Annotated in this window: 16 protein-coding genes; 9 read left to right on the forward strand and 7 right to left on the reverse strand. The window is 71.2% G+C overall.

Translation table 11 applies throughout. The features are described from left to right. Nucleotides 1-13: 13 nt before the first annotated feature. The 5 genes from yeiP to K5L01_RS03145 all read right to left on the reverse strand — a co-directional run bounded on the left by yeiP (nt 14) and on the right by K5L01_RS03145 (nt 3614). A complete protein-coding gene (yeiP, locus tag K5L01_RS03125) occupies nt 14-580 on the reverse strand; it encodes an elongation factor P-like protein YeiP (RefSeq protein ID WP_250061868.1) in 567 nt (188 codons plus the stop codon). Nucleotides 581-647: 67 nt separating this feature from the next. Further along, nucleotides 648-1418, reverse strand: a complete 771-nt coding sequence (locus K5L01_RS03130; protein ID WP_250061869.1) for an SDR family NAD(P)-dependent oxidoreductase — start codon at nt 1416-1418, stop codon at nt 648-650. A gap of 34 nt (nt 1419-1452) precedes the next feature. Continuing rightward, entirely contained in the window at nt 1453-1905 is a 453-nt protein-coding gene (locus K5L01_RS03135) for a DUF4189 domain-containing protein (protein WP_250061871.1), read from the reverse strand. A gap of 21 nt (nt 1906-1926) precedes the next feature. Then, nucleotides 1927-2820 (reverse strand): hydroxymethylglutaryl-CoA lyase, encoded by an 894-nt coding sequence (locus K5L01_RS03140; RefSeq protein WP_250061873.1) that lies wholly within the window; start codon nt 2818-2820, stop codon nt 1927-1929. Then, on the reverse strand, nt 2817-3614 hold the full coding sequence (locus K5L01_RS03145; RefSeq protein ID WP_250061876.1) for an enoyl-CoA hydratase-related protein: 798 nt from the start codon (nt 3612-3614) through the stop codon (nt 2817-2819). The genes K5L01_RS03140 and K5L01_RS03145 overlap by 4 nt, the downstream gene beginning before the upstream one ends. Nucleotides 3615-3734: 120 nt before the next feature. Between K5L01_RS03145 and K5L01_RS03150 the strand changes: the two genes are divergently transcribed. Genes K5L01_RS03150 through K5L01_RS03160 form a run of 3 tightly spaced genes read left to right on the forward strand, consistent with a single transcriptional unit; the run spans nt 3735 to nt 6090 of the window. Then, nucleotides 3735-3980: a FeoA family protein gene (locus tag K5L01_RS03150; RefSeq protein ID WP_250061878.1), complete on the forward strand. Its 246-nt coding sequence runs from the start codon at nt 3735-3737 to the stop codon at nt 3978-3980. Next, entirely contained in the window at nt 3977-5839 is a 1863-nt protein-coding gene (gene feoB / locus K5L01_RS03155; RefSeq protein ID WP_250061879.1) for a ferrous iron transport protein B, read from the forward strand. The genes K5L01_RS03150 and feoB overlap by 4 nt, the downstream gene beginning before the upstream one ends. Next, on the forward strand, nt 5839-6090 hold the full coding sequence (locus K5L01_RS03160) for a DUF6587 family protein (protein WP_250061880.1): 252 nt from the start codon (nt 5839-5841) through the stop codon (nt 6088-6090). The genes feoB and K5L01_RS03160 overlap by 1 nt, the downstream gene beginning before the upstream one ends. Nucleotides 6091-6140: 50 nt before the next feature. Here K5L01_RS03160 and K5L01_RS03165 read toward each other — a convergent pair whose 3' ends face one another. Then, on the reverse strand, nt 6141-6902 hold the full coding sequence (locus K5L01_RS03165) for a 3-oxoacyl-ACP reductase (RefSeq protein ID WP_250061881.1): 762 nt from the start codon (nt 6900-6902) through the stop codon (nt 6141-6143). Between the two features lie 140 nt (nt 6903-7042). On the opposite strand from K5L01_RS03165, the gene dapB reads away from it, so the two are divergent. The 6 genes from dapB to recJ all read left to right on the forward strand — a co-directional run bounded on the left by dapB (nt 7043) and on the right by recJ (nt 15546). Continuing rightward, on the forward strand, nt 7043-7771 hold the full coding sequence (dapB, locus tag K5L01_RS03170) for a 4-hydroxy-tetrahydrodipicolinate reductase (RefSeq protein WP_250061882.1): 729 nt from the start codon (nt 7043-7045) through the stop codon (nt 7769-7771). A 195-nt stretch (nt 7772-7966) separates the two neighbouring features. Further along, the gene (gene carA / locus K5L01_RS03175; RefSeq protein ID WP_250061883.1) at nt 7967-9094 is read left to right on the forward strand and encodes a glutamine-hydrolyzing carbamoyl-phosphate synthase small subunit; all 1128 of its coding nucleotides are present in this window, start codon (nt 7967-7969) and stop codon (nt 9092-9094) included. Nucleotides 9095-9184: 90 nt separating this feature from the next. Beyond that, complete coding sequence (gene carB / locus K5L01_RS03180; RefSeq protein ID WP_250061884.1) at nt 9185-12427, forward strand: carbamoyl-phosphate synthase large subunit; 3243 nt, start codon at nt 9185-9187, stop codon at nt 12425-12427. Continuing rightward, a complete protein-coding gene (gene greA / locus K5L01_RS03185; protein WP_250061885.1) occupies nt 12424-12900 on the forward strand; it encodes a transcription elongation factor GreA in 477 nt (158 codons plus the stop codon). The genes carB and greA overlap by 4 nt, the downstream gene beginning before the upstream one ends. Before the next feature lie 2 nt (nt 12901-12902). Next, nucleotides 12903-13826 carry a phosphoglycerate mutase gene (locus tag K5L01_RS03190; RefSeq protein WP_250061887.1) on the forward strand — a complete coding sequence of 308 codons (924 nt, stop codon included), beginning with the start codon at nt 12903-12905 and terminating at the stop codon, nt 13824-13826. Continuing rightward, complete coding sequence (recJ, locus tag K5L01_RS03195; protein ID WP_250061889.1) at nt 13819-15546, forward strand: single-stranded-DNA-specific exonuclease RecJ; 1728 nt, start codon at nt 13819-13821, stop codon at nt 15544-15546. Before K5L01_RS03190 ends, recJ begins: the two co-directional genes overlap by 8 nt. Here recJ and K5L01_RS03200 read toward each other — a convergent pair. Continuing rightward, nucleotides 15543-16808, reverse strand: coding sequence for an acyltransferase family protein (locus tag K5L01_RS03200; protein ID WP_250061890.1), 1266 nt, complete (start codon nt 16806-16808; stop codon nt 15543-15545). The genes recJ and K5L01_RS03200 overlap by 4 nt on opposite strands. Between the last annotated feature and the right edge of the window lie 70 nt (nt 16809-16878).

Here is a 16878-nt window from a genome sequence, read left to right on the forward strand (position 1 = left end):
ATGCTGGCCGCGCTCAGTCGGCGCGGCCGCCGAATTCGCCGGTGGTGGTGTTGACCAGGATGCGCTCGCCGTTGGCGATGTACTCCGGGACCATGATCTCCAGGCCGGTGGAGAGCTTGGCCGGCTTCGGGCGCTTGGTGGCGGTGCCGCCCTTCAGCTCCGGCGGGGTCTCGATCACTTCCAGGGCCACGTGCTGCGGCAGCTGCAGGCCGACCGGCTGTTCGTCGATCACCTGCACGTAGATGCCGCCCAGGCCTTCGGTGATGTAGCCGGCGTCGTCGCCGACCACGTCCGCGTCCAGGGTGTAGGGGGTGTAGTCCTCGTCGTCCAGGAACACGAAGGCGTCGCCGTCCATGTACGAGTAGCTGGCCTGGCGGCGCAGCAGCTCCACCTCGGACAGGCTGTCGTCGGCGTCGAAGCTGGCGTCGAGCTTGTTGCCGCCGGGCACGCTGTACATGATGAAACGGAAGCGGACGTTGCCGCCGCGGCCCTGCGGGGAGCTGCGCTCGATGTCGCGGACCTGATAGACGCCGTTGTTGTACTCGACGACGTTGCCTTTCTTGATATCGCTGGCTTTCATGCGTGGAAAGTCGGTTGGGGTAAGGGGGGATGCGAAACGGGCGCCCGGCGGGCGCCCGCGGGGCGGATCACTTGGGCGCCAGGCGCACGGCGCCGTCCAGGCGGATGGTCTCGCCGTTGAGGTAGGGGTTGCCGATGATGTGGCCGACCAGGGCGGCGAAGTCGTCCGGCTGGCCCAGGCGCGAAGGGAACGGGATCGAGGCGGCCAGCGATTCCTGTACGTTGGCCGGCATGCCGTCCACCATCGGCGTCCAGAACACGCCGGGGGCGATGGTCATCACGCGGATGCCGAAGCGCGACAGCTCGCGCGCCATCGGCAGGGTCATGCCGACCACGCCGCCCTTGGAGGCGGAGTAGGCGGCCTGGCCGATCTGGCCTTCGTAGGCGGCGACCGAGGCGGTGTTGATGATCACCCCGCGCTCGCCGTCGCTGCCGGCCTCGTTGTGCTGCATCAGGTCGGCGGCGGCCTTGGCGACGTTGAAGCTGCCGACCAGGTTGACCATCACCGTGGCCTGGAAGTTGGCCAGCGGCATCGGCGCCTCGCGGCCGAGCACGCGGCCGGCGCCGAGGATGCCGGCGCAGTTCATCACCACGTTCAGCCCGCCCAAGAACTCGCGCGCGGCGGCCAGGTTGGCGGCCACGCCGGCCTCGTCGGTGACGTTGGTGGTGAAGTAGCGGGCGTTGTCCGTGCCCAGCCCGGCGACCGCGGCGGCGCCTTTCTCCTCGTTGAGGTCGAACAGGGCGACCTTGCCGCCGTTGGCGACCAGGTGCCCGGCCACGGCCAGGCCGAGGCCGGAGACACCGCCGGTAACGACGGCGCGGACAGAGGACAGCTGCATCGGGACCCTACCTGCAAGGAGTTGGCCGCTGATTCTAGCCGATGCGGTCGCCCGCACAGGCGGGGGCGGCCGCACCGGCCGAGGTCGGGGGCGGTGGTGCCGGGAGCGGCGGAAGCCCGTGCGCCGGCGCGGCCGCCGGTTTCTCGCGCCACAGGAATTCCAGCCGGCAGTCGTCCGCCGCGCGCCGGCAGCGGGCCAGGGCCTTGTCGATGGCGGTGCGTTCGTCGCCTTCGCCCAGCGCATGGCCGAAAGCGCCGCTGCCACTGGCGATGGCCGAGTAGCCGGTGCCGGCCGAGGTGCTGGCCACGGTGCTGCAGTGGGCGGAACGGCGCGCGCAATGGGCCACGGCGGTCTGCAGGGCAAGGCTGGTGGAGGGATGGTCGTAGGCGAACCCGTAGGCGCCGTCGGCGGAGAAGGCCACCGCCGAGGCGGCGAGGGCCCCGCCGGCCGGGAGCAGGGCGGCGGCGAGAAGGACGGTGCGGATCATGGGGCGGCCGCTGTCCGGATCTCAGTCATGGGCCATCGCCTTGCCGACCCTGCTGCCGGTATCGCGGCCCAGTACGCCGGCCAGCCAGCGCCCGGTGTCGGCCAGGGCCGGCAGGTCGATGCCGGTGTCCAGGCCCATGCCATGCAGCAGGTAGACCACGTCCTCGCTGGCGACGTTGCCGCTGGCGCCCCGCGCGTACGGGCAGCCGCCGGTGCCGGCCACGGCCGAATCGACCACGCGCACGCCGTCCTCCAGGCAGGCGGCGATGTTGGCCAGCGCCTGTCCATAGGTGTCGTGGAAATGCACCGCCAGCGCGGCCATCGGCACCTCCGCGGCCACCGCGCGCAGCATCGCGCGCGCCTTCCGTGGCGTGCCCACGCCGATGGTGTCGCCCAGCGAGATCTCGTGGCAGCCCATGCCGTGCAGTGCGCGGGCCACGCGTACCACGTCGGCCAGCGGCACCTCGCCCTGGTAGGGGCAGCCGAGCACGGTGGACACGTAGCCGCGCACGGGGATGCCATCGGCTTCCGCCCGGGCCAGGACCGGCGCGAAGCGCTGCAGCGATTCGTCGATGCCGGCATTGGTGTTGGTGCGGTTGAACTGCTCGGAGGCGGCGGTGAACACCGCCACTTCCCGGGCGCCGGCCGCCAGCGCGCGTTCGTAGCCCTGTTCGTTGGGCACCAGCACCGGGTAGGCGATGCCGGGGCGGCGCTGGATGCCGGCCATGACCTCGGCGGCGTCGGCCAGCTGCGGCACCCACTTCGGGCTGACGAAGCTGGTGGCCTCGATGGTGCGCAGGCCGGTGGCCGACAGCCGGTCGACCAACGCGATCTTGTCGGCGGTGGCGACCTGCCGCTTCTCGTTCTGCAGGCCGTCGCGCGGGCCGACCTCGACGATGCGGACGACGTCGCTCATCGCGCTTCCCCGCTGGTCCAGCGCGGCGGGCGCTTGTCGAGGAAGGCGGACAGGCCCTCGCGGCCCTCGTCCGAGGCGCGCAGCGCGGCGATCAGCCCTGCATTGGCGCGGTCGAGCGCGTCGCGGTCGCCGGCGCCGGCATGGACCTCGCGCACCAGCGCCTTGGCCGAGGCCGCGGCGACCGGGCCGGCCTTGCCGAGCAGGTCCAGCTGCGCCTGCACCGCGGCGTCGAGCGCGTCGGCGGCGACCACCTGGTGCACCAGGCCGATGCGCAGCGCGGTGGCGGCGTCGAAATGCTCGCCGGTGGCGAACCAGCGCCGCGCCTGGCGCGGGCCGATGGCGGCGACGACATAGGGCGAGATCACCGCCGGCAGCAGGCCCAAGCGGCTCTCGGTCAGGCCGAAACGCGCGCCCTCGGCGGCGATGGCGATGTCGCAGCAGGCCACCAGGCCGACGCCGCCGCCGAAGCTGGCACCGTGCACACGGGCAAGGGTGGGCTTGGGCAGCTCGTCCAGGGTGCGCATCAGCCGGGCCAGGGCCAGCGCATCCTGGCGGTTCTCCTCCTGCGAGGCGCCGGCCATGGCACGCATCCACTGCAGGTCGGCGCCGGCCGAGAAGGACGGCCCGGCGCCGGCCAGGACCACGGCACGCACGTCCGGATCGGTGGCGAGGGCCTCCAGCGCCCGCGTCAGCGTGTCGATCAGGGCCGCGTCGAAGGCGTTGTGCAGCCCGGGGCGGTTCAGCTGGAGCGTCGCCACGGCGCCACGGCGGTTCACGAGCAGGGCAGCGTTCATCGGAGTTCCATGCAGGCGGGTGCGGCAGATCATAACGGCAGCCGCCGGCGTGTCCCGGCACGGAATGCCGATGCTAGAATTGATAACCATTCTTATCGATAACCCGAAGGCGCCCGTCCCGTGACATTGTCAGAGTTGCCCTTGCACGCATCCGCCCAGGTCGAGGGGGTGCAGGACCTGCATGCCAACGACGCGATCGCCCGCCGCCTGCGCGAGCTGGGCTTCGTCAGTGGCGAGGACGTGTGCGTCGTGGCGCAGGGGCCGCTGGGAGGCGAGCCGCTGCTGGTGCAGGTCGGTTTCACCCGGTTCGCGCTGCGCCGCAGCGAAGCCGCGCGCGTGCGCATCGCACGGGCGGTGGCGGCATGAGCGCGCCCGGCGACGTCTCGCGGCTGGCCCTGGTGGGCAACCCGAACTGCGGCAAGACCGCGCTGTTCAACCAGCTCACCGGCAGCCGCCAGAAGGTGGCGAACTACACCGGGGTCACGGTGGAGCGCAAGGAAGGGCGCATGCGCGGCCCGTCCGGCCGCGAGTATGCGGTGCTGGACCTGCCCGGCGCCTACAGCCTGCAGCCGGCCAGCCTGGACGAGGCGATCACCCGCGACCTGTGCCGGGGGTTCTACCCGGGCGAGGCCGCGCCGGACGCGCTGGTGTGCGTGGTCGATGCGACCAACCTGCGGCTGCACCTGCGCTTCGCGCTGGAAGTGCGCGAGCTGGGCAAGCCGATGATCATCGCCCTGAACATGGTCGACGCCGCGCGCCGGCGCGGCATCGAGATCGATGTGCCGGCGCTGGAGCAGGCGCTGGGCGTGCCGGTGGTGGAAACGGTGGCGGTCAGGCGCAACGGCGCCAGGGCACTGGTCGAGCGCATCGATGCGCTGGTGCCGCAGCTGGCGTCGCTGCCGCTGCCCGAGCCGGTGGTGGAAGCCGACCACCATGCCCATGTCCGCCAGATCCTGGACGCGGCGGTGCGGATGCCGACGCGCACCGCGCGGGTGGACGATGTGCTGGACCGCTGGCTGCTGCACCCGCTGTTCGGCCTGCTGACCCTGGCGGTGGTGATGTTCCTGATCTTCCAGGCCGTCTACGCCTGGGCCACGCCGCTGATGGACGGCATCGAGGCGGGCTTTGCCTGGCTGGCCGAGAACGCGTCCGCGCTGCTGCCGGAGGGGCCGTTGAGCAGCCTGCTGGTGGACGGCGTCATCGTCGGCATCGGCAGCGTGGTGGTGTTCCTGCCGCAGATCCTGATCCTGTTCTTCTTCATCCTGGCGCTGGAGGAATCCGGCTACCTGCCGCGCGCGGCGTTCCTGCTGGACCGGATGATGGCCGCGGCGGGGCTGTCGGGGCGTTCGTTCATCCCGCTGCTGTCCAGCTTCGCCTGCGCGGTGCCGGGGATCATGTCCACCCGCAGCATCCAGGACCCGCGCGACCGCCTGGCGACCATCCTGGTCGCGCCGTTGATGACCTGCTCGGCGCGGCTGCCGGTGTATGCGCTGCTGATCGGGGCATTCATTCCGGCCAGGACCGTGTGGGGGATCTTCAACCAGCAGGGGCTGGTGCTGTTCGCGCTGTATGCCGCGGGCATCCTCAGCGCGCTGGTCATGTCCTGGACGATGAAGCGCTTCCGCCGCGACAAGAGCGAGCACCCGCTGCTGCTGGAGCTGCCGTCCTACCGCCTGCCGCACCCGCGCGACCTGGCCGTGGGCCTGTATGAGCGCGGCATGATCTTCCTCAAGCGGGTCGGCGGCATCATCCTGGCCCTGACCATCCTGCTGTGGTTCCTGCTGTCGTTCCCGGGGGCCCCGGCCGACGCCGCCCTGCCGGCCATCGACTACAGCTTCGCCGGGCGCATGGGCCACGCGATGGCGGTGTTCTTCGCGCCGCTGGGCTTCAACTGGCAGATCTGCATCGCGCTGATCCCGGGCATGGGCGCCCGGGAAGTGGCGGTCTCGTCGCTGGCGACGATCTACGCGCTGTCCGCGGCCGACGACGACGCCGCCATCCAGGCGCTGACGCCGGTGATCAGCGATGGCTGGACCCTGGCCACGGGGCTGTCGCTGATGGTGTGGTTCATCTATGCGCCGATGTGCATCTCCACGCTGGCCACGATCAAGCGCGAGACCAACTCCTGGAAGCAGATGGCGTTCGCGACGGTGTACCTGTTCGTGGCCGCCTACCTGGCCGCGCTGGTGACCTACCAGGTGGCCGTGGCGCTGGGGGGCGGCTGATGCAGCGCGGCCTGCTGCTGCAGTACCTGCTCATCGCCCTGGCGGTGCTGGCCAGTGCCTGGGTGGTGCTGAAGAAGCAGTTCCCGGGCACGGTGCGCCGGGTGCGCGGGGCGCTGGCGCTGTGGCTGCTGCGCCCGCAGCACCCGCCGCGGCTGCAGGCCTGGGGGCGCCGCCTGGCCCCGCCGGCGGCCACCGGGGGCGCCTGCGGCGGCTGCGACAGCTGCGGGCCGCCGCCGCCCCGCCAGCACTGAGTTGTCGGAACACGACGCCGGGCCTGTCCCGGCGTCGTGCTGTACGGGGGTCAGTCGCGCACCAGGCCGCCGTCCACCACCAGGTTCTGGCCGGTGACCGAGCGCGCCCAGGGCGAAGCGAAGAACAGTGCCGCGTCGGCGAACTCGGCCGGCGTGGTCACCTGCCGCAGCGGCGTGTTGGCGGCGATGTAGTCGAACACCGCCTCGGGCGTGGCGGCGCTGGCGTCGGTGGTGCGCAGCAGGCCGCCGGAGAGCATGTTGACGGTGATCCCGTCCGGGCCGAGGTCGCCGGCCAGGGTCCGGGTCAGCGACAGCAGGGCCGCCTTGGCCGCGGTGTAGTCGTGGTAGGGCACCACCGGGTTCTGGAACAGGTTGGTCCCGATGTTGATGATCCGGCCGAAGCCTTGGGTGCGCATGCCGGGCAGGGCGGCCTGCACGGTGTTCAGGGCGCCCTGCACGCTGCCCTCGAACTGGCGGCTGAAGTCCTGCCAGTCGATGCTGTCGGCCTTGGCGCGGGCGTCGCCGTTGAAGGAGAAGTCCATCAGCGCGTTGTTGACCACGGTGGCCACCGGCGCGCCGAAATGCCGCTGCGCCTGCTCCAGCATCGCCGCGACGGCGCCGCGGTCGCGCACGTCGGCCTGCAGCGCCAGCGCCCCCTGGCCGAGCTCGCCGGCCAGGGCCTCGGCGGCGTCGCGGCTGCGGTGGTAGTTGACGAGGACGCGCGCGCCCTCGCGGGCGAACGCACGGGCCAGGGCGGCGCCAAGGCCGCGGCCGGCGCCGGTGACGAGGACGAGCTGTTCGGAAATCTTCATGGAGGCAGGGCCGTGGGTCAGTGCGGAGGGGCCCGGCAGGGTAGCAGCCGGCCTGCGCTGGAAGGGCCCGGCGCAGGCGCGGCGCGGGCGGGACGGCCGGGCGCTTGTAACGCGGGTCGCCGGCGCGGTAGCGTGCAGCCATGAATACCGCCCCCGTTCGAGTAGTGATCCATGGTGCGTCCGGCCGCATGGGCCAGGCCCTGCTGCGGCTGGCGGCGGACGATCCGGCGCTGCAGGTGGTCGCCGCGGTGGTGCGCCGGGCGCCGGCGCAGCGGGTGATCGACGGCGTGCCGCACTTCGCCGCCAGCGAGCTGTCCGGGGTGCCGGCGTTCGATGCCGCGATCGACTTCAGCCTGCCCGACGGCTTCGACCCGGTGCTGGCGCTGTGCCTGGCACGGGGCGCGGCCCTGGTTTCCGGCACCACCGGCCTGGATGCCGCGCAGCAGGCGGCGCTGGCGGCTGCGGCGCAGCGGATCCCGCTGACCTGGGCGACCAACTTCAGCCTCGGCGTGGCGGTGCTGGCCGAGCTGGTCGAGCGCGCCGCGGCCAGCCTGCCGGGCTGGGACTGCGACATCGTCGAGTCGCACCACGTGCACAAGCAGGATGCGCCGTCCGGGACCGCGCTGACCCTGGGCGAGGCGGCCCGCCAGGGCGGTGCCGAGGCCCGCTACGCCAGCCTCCGCGCCGGCGACATCGTCGGCGAGCACCTGGTCCAGTTCAGCGGCCTGGGCGAGCGCCTGGAGCTGGTCCACCGCGCCGGCAACCGCGACATCTTCGCCCGCGGCGCGCTGCACGTGGCCCGGCAGCTGCCGGGCCGGCCGCCGGGGCACTACCGGGTGCGCGACCTGGTGGGGACACCCGGCCGCTGAGCCCGCACCGGCCGCCGTCGCCGCCGGCGCACGTGGCGCTGGCGTCGGCGGCATCCATGCCGGTACAATTCCCGCTCGCCGAATCACGTCAGCCGGACCGGTTTAACACCGCCGTCCGCGCTTTTTTGCAACCGGTTTTTGCGGTAGGCGCAGGCGTGGCTTCGGAGCCCCCTCGGTAGCCAAAGTGAGATTCCTGTGACCCAAGCCGCAATCCTCGTGCTCGAAGACGGCACCGTATTCGAGGGCGAATCCGTAGGCGCGCCCGGCCTGTCCGTGGGTGAGGTGGTGTTCAACACCGCCATGACCGGTTACCAGGAAATGCTGACCGATCCGTCCTACGCACGGCAGATGCTCACCCTGACGTATCCGCACATCGGCAACACCGGCACCAACGCGCAGGACGACGAAGCCTCGCAGGTGTGGGCCGCGGGCCTGATCGTGCGCGACGTGCCGCGCCGTCCCAGCAGCTGGCGCAACCAGCACGCGCTGCCGGACTGGCTGCAGCAGCGCGGGGTGGTGGCCATCGCCGGCATCGACACCCGCAAGCTGACCCGCATCCTGCGCGAGCGCGGCGCCCAGAGCGGCGCGCTGATGGCCGGCGACATCGATGTCGAGAAGGCCCTGGAAGCGGCGCGGAAGTTCCCCGGGTTGAAGGGCATGGACCTGGCCAAGGTGGTCAGCACCGACAAGGCCTATGCCTGGGACGAAGGCCAGCTGGACCTGGACAAGGGGCAGTTCGCCCGGGCCGAGCCGCGCTTCAAGGTGGTGGCCTACGACTTCGGGGTGAAGGTCAACATCCTGCGCATGCTGGCCGAGCGCGGCTGCGCGCTGACCGTGGTGCCGGCGCAGACCCCGGCGGCCGAGGTGCTGGCGATGCAACCCGATGGCGTGTTCCTGTCCAACGGCCCCGGCGACCCGGAGCCGTGCGACTACGCCATCGCGGCGATCAGGGAATTCGTGGCGAAGAAGGTGCCGACCTTCGGCATCTGCCTGGGCCACCAGCTGCTCGGCCTGGCCGCGGGCGCGCGCACGATGAAGATGGGCCACGGCCACCACGGCGCCAACCATCCGGTGCAGGAGCTGGACGGCGGGCGGGTGATGATCACCTCGCAGAACCACGGGTTCGCGATCGACGATGCCGGGCTGCCGGACAACCTGCGGGTCACCCACCGCTCGCTGTTCGACCAGACCATCCAGGGCATCGCGCTGGCCGATGCGCCGGCCTTTTCCTTCCAGGGCCATCCGGAGGCTTCTTCCGGCCCGCACGACGTGGCGTCGCTGTTCGACCGCTTCATCGCGTCGATGGCCGAGGCCAAGGCCTGATGCGCCGCGGGCGCCGCGCCCGACCGACTGCCTGATCGACAGCGTGCGATCACTCCCCACTTGTCACGCTGTACAGACTTAGAGAAGAACATGCCCAAGCGCTCCGACCTCAAGACCATCCTCATCATCGGCGCCGGCCCGATCGTCATCGGCCAGGCCTGCGAGTTCGACTATTCCGGCGCGCAGGCCTGCAAGGCGCTGCGCGACGAGGGCTACCGCGTGGTGCTGGTCAACTCGAACCCGGCCACGATCATGACCGACCCGGAGATGGCCGATGCGGTCTACATCGAGCCGATCAACTGGCAGACGGTCGAGAAGATCATCGCCAAGGAGCGCCCGGACGCGCTGCTGCCGACCATGGGCGGGCAGACCGCGCTGAACTGCGCGCTGGACCTGGCCGACAACGGCGTGTTGGAGAAGTACGGCGTCGAACTGATCGGCGCCAAGCGCGACGCGATCCGCATGGCCGAGGACCGCGAGCTGTTCCGCGTGGCGATGCAGGAGATCGGCCTGGAATGCCCGAAGGCCGCCGTCGCCCATACCCTGGACGAGGCGCTGGAGATCCAGGCCCAGGTCGGCTACCCGACCATCATCCGGCCGTCCTTCACCTTGGGCGGCAGCGGCGGCGGCATCGCCTACAACCGCGAAGAGCTGGTGGAGATCGTCAACCGCGGCCTGGAGCTGTCGCCGACCAGCGAAGTGCTGGTCGAGGAGTCGGTGCTGGGCTGGAAGGAGTTCGAGATGGAGGTGGTCCGCGATACCGCGGACAACTGCATCATCGTCTGCTCGATCGAGAACCTCGACCCGATGGGCGTGCATACCGGCGACTCGATCACCGTGGCCCCGGCGCAGACCCTGACCGACAAGGAATACCAGCGCCTGCGCGATGCCTCCATCGCCGTGCTGCGCAAGATCGGCGTGGATACCGGCGGCTCCAACGTGCAGTTCGGCATCAACCCGGACACCGGCCGGGTGGTGGTCATCGAGATGAACCCGCGGGTGTCGCGCTCGTCGGCGCTGGCGTCCAAGGCCACCGGCTTCCCGATCGCCAAGATCGCCGCCAAGCTGGCGGTCGGCTACACCCTGGACGAGTTGAAGAACGAGATCACCGGCGGCCTGACCCCGGCCTCGTTCGAGCCGAGCATCGACTACGTCGTCACCAAGATCCCGCGTTTCGCCTTCGAGAAGTTCCCGCAGGCCGACGCGCGCCTGACCACCCAGATGAAGTCGGTGGGCGAGGTGATGGCCATGGGCCGCACCTTCAAGGAGTCGCTGCAGAAGGCCCTGCGCGGCCTGGAGACCGGCAAGGTCGGCCTCGACCCCACCGGCCTGGACCTGGCCGACGAGGACGATCTGGCCACCCTCAGGCGCGAACTGCAGGCGCCGGGGGCGGAGCGCCTGTTCTACGTCGGCGACGCCTTCCGCGCCGGCATGGGCGTGGAGGAGGTCTACGGCCTGTCGTACATCGACCCGTGGTTCCTGGACCAGATCGAGGAGATCGTCGCCGACGAGCAGCAGCTGCAGGCCGCCGGCCTGGATGCGCTGGACGGCGAGCGCCTGCGCGCGCTCAAGCGTGCGGGCTTCTCCGATGCCCGCCTGGCATCGCTGACCGGCACCAACGAAGGCGCCGTGCGCGCCCTGCGCCGCGCGCACAAGGTGCGTCCGGTGTACAAGCGCGTGGATTCCTGCGCGGCCGAGTTCGCCACCGGCACCGCCTACCTGTACTCGACCTACGAGGACGAGTGCGAGGCGGCGCCGAGCAACCGCGACAAGATCATGATCCTGGGCGGCGGGCCGAACCGCATCGGCCAGGGCATCGAGTTCGACTACTGCTGCGTGCATGCCGCGCTCGCCCTGCGCGAGGACGGCTATGAAACCATCATGGTCAACTGCAACCCGGAAACCGTCTCCACCGACTACGACACCTCCGACCGCCTGTACTTCGAGCCGCTGACGCTGGAGGACGTGCTGGAGATCGTCGAGCTGGAGCAGCCCAAGGGCGTGATCGTGCAGTATGGCGGGCAGACCCCGCTCAAGCTGGCCCGTGCGCTGGAGGCCAACGGCGTGCCGGTGATCGGCACCTCGCCCGACTCCATCGACCTGGCCGAGGACCGCGAGCGCTTCCAGCAGCTGGTCGACGCGCTGGGCCTGAAGCAGCCGCCGAACCGCATCGCCCGCAACGACCAGGAAGCCCTGCTGCTGGCGCGCGAGATCGGCTACCCGCTGGTGGTGCGCCCGAGCTACGTGCTCGGCGGCCGCGCCATGGAGATCGTCTACGGCGAGGCCGACCTGGCCCGCTACGTGCGCGACGCGGTGAAGGTCTCCAACGATTCGCCGGTACTGCTGGACCGCTTCCTCGACGCCGCCGTCGAGGCCGACGTCGACATCATCTGCGACAAGGACGGCAAGGTCCTGATCGGCGGGGTGATGGAGCATATCGAGGAGGCCGGCGTGCACTCGGGCGATTCCTCGTGTTCGCTGCCGCCGTACTCACTGTCGCCGGCGACCCAGGACGAACTGCGCCGCCAGGTGGGCGAGCTGGCCAAGGCCCTGAACGTGGTCGGGTTGATGAACACCCAGTTCGCGATCCAGACCGACGCCGACGGCAACGACGTGATCTACCTGCTGGAAGTCAACCCGCGCGCCTCGCGCACGGTGCCGTTCGTGTCCAAGGCCACCGGCGTGGCGCTGGCCAAGATCGCCGCGCGCTGCATGGCCGGCATGACCCTGGCCGAGCAGGGCGCGACCGGCGAGGTCGTGCCGGACTACTACTCGGTGAAGGAAGCCATCTTCCCGTTCGCCAAGTTCCAGGGCGTGGACCCGATCCTGGGGCCGGAAATGCGCTCCACCGGCGAGGTGATGGGCGTGGGCCGCAGCTTCGGCGCCGCGTTCGCGCGCGCCCAGGAGGCCGCCGGCATCAAGGCGCCGCCCCCGGGCAAGGCCTTCATCTCGGTGCGCGATGCCGACAAGCCGCGCGTGCTGTCGGCGGTCCAGGGCCTGGTCGAGCGCGGCTACTCGCTGGTGGCCACGCGCGGCACCGCCGCCTGGCTGCAGCAGCAGGGACTGGCCTGCGAGGTGGTCAACAAGGTGGTCGAAGGCCGTCCGCACATCGTCGACAGCATCAAGAACGGCGAGATCGTCTACATCGTCAACACGACCGAAGGCCGTGCGGCGATCAACGACTCGTTCTCGATCCGCCGCGAAGCCCTGCAGCAGCGCCTGACCTATTCGACCACGGTGGCCGGCGCCAAGGCGCTGGTGCACTCGCTGGAGTTCCGCGGCACCGGCCCGGTCTGGGCACTGCAGGAACTGCATGAGGAGTTGAACGCATGAGAGCCCCCATCACCCTGAAGGGCGCGCAGCGCCTGCGCGAAGAACTGGACCAGCTGAAGACCGAGAAGCGTCCGAAGGTGATCGCCGCGATCGCCGAGGCGCGCGAGCACGGCGACCTCAAGGAGAACGCCGAGTACCACGCCGCGCGCGAGGAGCAGGGGTTCATCGAAGGCCGCATCAAGCAGCTGGAAGGCGAGCTGTCGCATGCCGAGATCATCGACATCGCCAAGCTCAACGTCGGCAGCCGGGTGGTGTTCGGCGCCACCGTGGTGCTGGCCGACGTGGAGACCGACGAGGAGAAGCGCTACCAGATCGTCGGCGACCTGGAAGCGGACATCAAGCTGGGCCTGATCGCCATCTCCTCGCCGGTGGCGCGGGCGCTGATCGGCAAGAACGAAGGCGACGCGGTCGCCATCGACGCGCCCGCCGGCCAGCGCGAGTACGAGATCGTCAGCGTCGAATACCTGGATTGACGATGGCCAGGGCCACGCTGCTGCTGCCGGCGCGCGACCGCTTTCCGGCCGGCGCGCTGCCGGCACGGGTGGCGGCGGCCCTGGGCCGCGCCGAGCGCAGGACCGGCGCGGCCGGGGAGGCGGCGCAGCTGCGCCGCCACTTCGACCTGCCGACGGATGCGCTGGCGGTGGCCGCACTGACCCGCCAGGTCGATGCCGGCGATGCCGGCGACGGCCTGTGGCTGCGTGCCGACCCGGCCAACGTGGTGCCGGACATGCACGGCGCACGGTTGATGGCCTCGGCCGAGGCCCTGCAGCTGGAGCCGGCCGACAGCGCGGCGCTGCTGCCCGCGCTGCAGCCGCTGTTCGCCGGCTTCGGGTTCCAGCTGGACGCGCCGGTCGCGGCGCGCTGGTACCTGCGCCTGCCCGGCGATACTCCGTTGCCGGCCTTCGCCGCGCCCGAAGCGGCGCTGGGCGACGACCTGTTCTCGCACCTGCCCGAGGGCGACCACGGCCGCCGCTGGCGGGCGCTGCTGACCGAGGCGCAGGTGGTGCTGCACCAGCACCCCTGGAACCAGCAACGCGCGGCGCAGGGCCTGCGCGCGGTCAACTCGCTGTGGTTCTGGGGTGCGGGGCGGCTGCCCGGCACGGTACGGACCGCGCATGCGCAGGTCCGCAGCCGCGACGCGCTGCTGCAGGGGTTGGCGATGATGGCCGGGGTGCGGGTCGAGGGCGACCAGGCCGTGGATGCACTGGTGGACCTGCGCCAGCTGCGCTCGCTGGAGCAGCTCACCGGCGAGGCCATCGCGCCGCTGCTCGATGCGCTGGCGCGGGGCGAGCTGCACGAGCTGGTGCTGGATTTCGAGGATGGCAGCGACTACCGCCTGCGGCGTGGCCAGCGCTGGCGTTTCTGGAAGAAGCCGGTGGCGGCGTTGCGTGATGACTGAGGCCCTGAGCATCGTCCGCCGGGCGACCGTCGAGGGCGGGCAGTGGGATCCGGACACCCTGCCGCTGCTGCGCCGCCTCTATGCCGCGCGTGGCGTGCATTCGACGCAGCAGGCGCAGCCGAAGCTGGCCCAGCTGCACGCACCGGAGCTGCTGGGCGGCATGCCGGCGGCGGTGGCCCTGCTGGCCGCGGCGATCGATGCCGGCAAGCGCATCCTGGTCGTGGGCGATTTCGACTGCGACGGCGCCACCGCCTGCGCGGTGGGCGTGCGCGGCCTGCGCCTGCTCGGTGCCCGCGACGTCCGCCATGCGGTGCCCAACCGCATGCTGCACGGCTACGGGCTGTCGCCGTCGCTGGTGGCCGAGCTGGCGCCGCTGCAGCCGGACCTGCTGGTGACCGTGGACCACGGCATCGCCTGCCATGCCGGCGTCGAGGCGGCCAAGGCACTGGGCTGGCAGGTGCTGGTCACCGACCACCATCTGCCCGGTGAACGCCTGCCGCCCGCCGATGCCATCGTCGATCCGAACCTGGAGGGCGATGCCTTCCCGAGCAAGGCGCTGGCCGGCGTGGGGGTAATCTTCTACGTGCTGATGGCCCTGCGGCGGCACCTGCGCGAGGTTGGTGCCTTCGCCGACGGCAAGGGGCCGGACCTGGGGACGTTGCTGGACCTGGTGGCGGTGGGCACGGTGGCCGACCTGGTGGCGCTGGACGACAACAACCGGGCGCTGGTGGCGGCCGGGCTGCGCCGGCTGCGCGCCGGCAAGGGCTGTACCGGGCTGCAGGCGCTGATCGCCGCCAGCGGCCGCGACCCGCGCCGGCTGAGCGCCAGCGATATCGGTTTTGCGCTGGGGCCGCGGCTGAACGCGGCCGGGCGGCTGGAGGACATGGCGCTGGGCATCGAGCTGCTGCTCACCGAGGATGCCGCGCAGGCACGCGAGATCGCCGCGCTGCTGGAAGAGATCAATGCCGAGCGCCGCGCGGTGCAGCAGTCGATGACCGACGACGCCGAGCAGGCGGTGGCGCGGGTGCTCCTGGAAGGCAGCGGCGAGCGTCCGGTCGCGGCCTGCCTGTTCGATGCGCAGTGGCATCCGGGCGTGGTCGGGCTGGTGGCCTCGAAGATGAAGGACCGCCTGCACCGTCCGGTGATCGCCTTCGCCCCGTCCGAGCCGGGCGCGCAGGTGCTGCGCGGTTCGGCGCGCTCGATTCCCGGCTTCCACATCCGCGATGCGCTGGCGGCCGTCGATGCGCGGCATCCGGGCCTGATCGAACGCTTTGGCGGCCATGCCATGGCCGCGGGCCTGAGCCTTCCGCTGGAGCGGCTGGATGCGTTCCGCGGCGTGTTCGAGCAGCAGGTGCTGGCCTCACTGGACCCGGCGCTGCTGCAGCAACAGCTGCTCAGCGACGGCGAGCTGTCCGCCGCCGAATTCGACTTCCCGCATGCCGAGGCGCTGCGGCTGGCCGGGCCCTGGGGACAGGGCTTTCCCGAGCCCCTGTTCGACGGCCACTTCGAGGTGTTGAAGTGGCGGGTGCTGAAGGAGCGCCACCTGAAGCTGGAGCTGCGCCTGCCGGGCCTGGCCGCGCCGCTGAACGCCATCCATTTCGGCGGCTGGACCGGCAACGCGCCGGGCGAGCGGGTGCACCTGGCCTATCGCTTGGTCAGCGACGACTACCGGGGCGGCGGCGCGATCCAGCTGATCGTGGAGCATTGCCGGCCGGCCTAGTCGGCTGCGCTGTCCGCCGTGGCCGGTGATCGTGCCGCCTTGCCGGTACCCGATGGCGGCGCTCGGCGCGGTGCGTCGACGGTGCCGCCTGGCGGGGATGCGGATGCCGGCGCATGCCGCGTGAGGCCGAACAACGGCCGCAGCCAGCCGATGCGGCGGATCACCGCATGGGCCGCCAGGCACAGGGCGAACGTCGCCGCCACCAGCAGCAGGGCTTCGGCCGGGGCGGGGATGTGCAGCGGCTTCAGGGCATGGGCCAGTACCACGATCACCGTCTGGTGGAGGATGTAGAGCGGAAACACGGCCAGGCTCAGGTAGCGCAGCAGCGGGCTGTCGGCGTCGCGCCAGCGGTAGGCGAAGCCGAGCAGGGCGGCGATCGCGCACCACTGGTCCAGCGCCCAGGCGCCGCGCAGCCACAGGCGCAGGGTCTCCGGCACCGGGTGCGCATCGTCATGGCCGGAGAAGTACCAGGCATGGATCAGCAGTGCGTAGCTGGCGGCGGCCAGCAGCAGCGCCGGCCAGCGCAGGCGCTGCAGGGAGCGCCAGAAGCCCTCGTTGAAGGCGGCCAGGAAGCCGATCAGGAAGACGCTCGCGTACTGGGCATGGTTGTACCAGTCGTCGAGCAGTGCATGGCTCTGCTCGAACCGCGCGACCAGCAGCAGCCGGGCCAGCGTCAGCAGCAGGAACGGTACCAGCAGCGCTCCCCAGCCCTGCAGGGCGCGGCCGCTCCAGGCGCGCAGCCGGGCCAGTGCCGGCGCCGGCAGGCCGTGCCACAGCAGCCAGGCCATCAGCGTGTAGCACCACAGGTAGGGCAGGAACCACAGGTGGTTCCAGGTCGGCAGGGCCAGGCAGTCGCCCGCGGCGTCGCAGAATCCGTGGTAGCCGCGCAGGTACTTGGCATAGAAGTCGAGGCCGCCGCCGGCGTAGCCGCCCGGCAGCTGTTCGACCACCTGCAGGTAGGCCTGTGGCGGCACGATCACCAGCATGCCGAACAGCAGCGGCAACAGCAGCTGGCGCGACCGGCGGCGGAGGACGCCGGCGCCGGTTCCCTCCAGCATGTAGGCGGTGGCGACGCCGGAAATAAGGAACAGCAGCGACATCCGCCAGGGGCTGGCCAGCAGCATGAACGGCTCGGGCGCCAGGCTCGCCACCGGGCTTTTCACGTGCCAGTCCCAGGTCACGTAGTACATGCCCACGTGGTAGAGCACCAGCAGTGCGAAGGCGAACAGGCGGACCCGGTCCAGGTCGTGGCGGCGTTGCATGGCGATTCCGTCCGGTTGTGTTGGAAGGCGGAAAGCCTTGCCGTGCGGGCGGTTGCGGGCCAGAGCGAAG

Origin of the sequence: Stenotrophomonas mori, assembly GCF_023556335.1 — a bacterium.
Taxonomy (GTDB): Bacteria; Pseudomonadota; Gammaproteobacteria; order Xanthomonadales; family Xanthomonadaceae; genus Stenotrophomonas; species Stenotrophomonas mori.

Coding starts and splice junctions, on each gene's coding strand:
- yeiP (WP_250061868.1), bottom strand. CDS start 580: ATGAAAGCCAGCGATATCAAGAAAGGCAACGTCGTCGAGTACAACAAC.
- K5L01_RS03130 (WP_250061869.1), bottom strand. CDS start 1,418: ATGCAGCTGTCCTCTGTCCGCGCCGTCGTTACCGGCGGTGTCTCCGGC.
- K5L01_RS03135 (WP_250061871.1), bottom strand. CDS start 1,905: ATGATCCGCACCGTCCTTCTCGCCGCCGCCCTGCTCCCGGCCGGCGGG.
- K5L01_RS03140 (WP_250061873.1), bottom strand. CDS start 2,820: ATGAGCGACGTCGTCCGCATCGTCGAGGTCGGCCCGCGCGACGGCCTG.
- K5L01_RS03145 (WP_250061876.1), bottom strand. CDS start 3,614: ATGAACGCTGCCCTGCTCGTGAACCGCCGTGGCGCCGTGGCGACGCTC.
- feoB (WP_250061879.1), top strand. CDS start 3,977: ATGAGCGCGCCCGGCGACGTCTCGCGGCTGGCCCTGGTGGGCAACCCG.
- K5L01_RS03160 (WP_250061880.1), top strand. CDS start 5,839: ATGCAGCGCGGCCTGCTGCTGCAGTACCTGCTCATCGCCCTGGCGGTG.
- K5L01_RS03165 (WP_250061881.1), bottom strand. CDS start 6,902: ATGAAGATTTCCGAACAGCTCGTCCTCGTCACCGGCGCCGGCCGCGGC.
- dapB (WP_250061882.1), top strand. CDS start 7,043: ATGAATACCGCCCCCGTTCGAGTAGTGATCCATGGTGCGTCCGGCCGC.
- carB (WP_250061884.1), top strand. CDS start 9,185: ATGCCCAAGCGCTCCGACCTCAAGACCATCCTCATCATCGGCGCCGGC.
- greA (WP_250061885.1), top strand. CDS start 12,424: ATGAGAGCCCCCATCACCCTGAAGGGCGCGCAGCGCCTGCGCGAAGAA.
- K5L01_RS03190 (WP_250061887.1), top strand. CDS start 12,903: ATGGCCAGGGCCACGCTGCTGCTGCCGGCGCGCGACCGCTTTCCGGCC.
- recJ (WP_250061889.1), top strand. CDS start 13,819: ATGACTGAGGCCCTGAGCATCGTCCGCCGGGCGACCGTCGAGGGCGGG.
- K5L01_RS03200 (WP_250061890.1), bottom strand. CDS start 16,808: ATGCAACGCCGCCACGACCTGGACCGGGTCCGCCTGTTCGCCTTCGCA.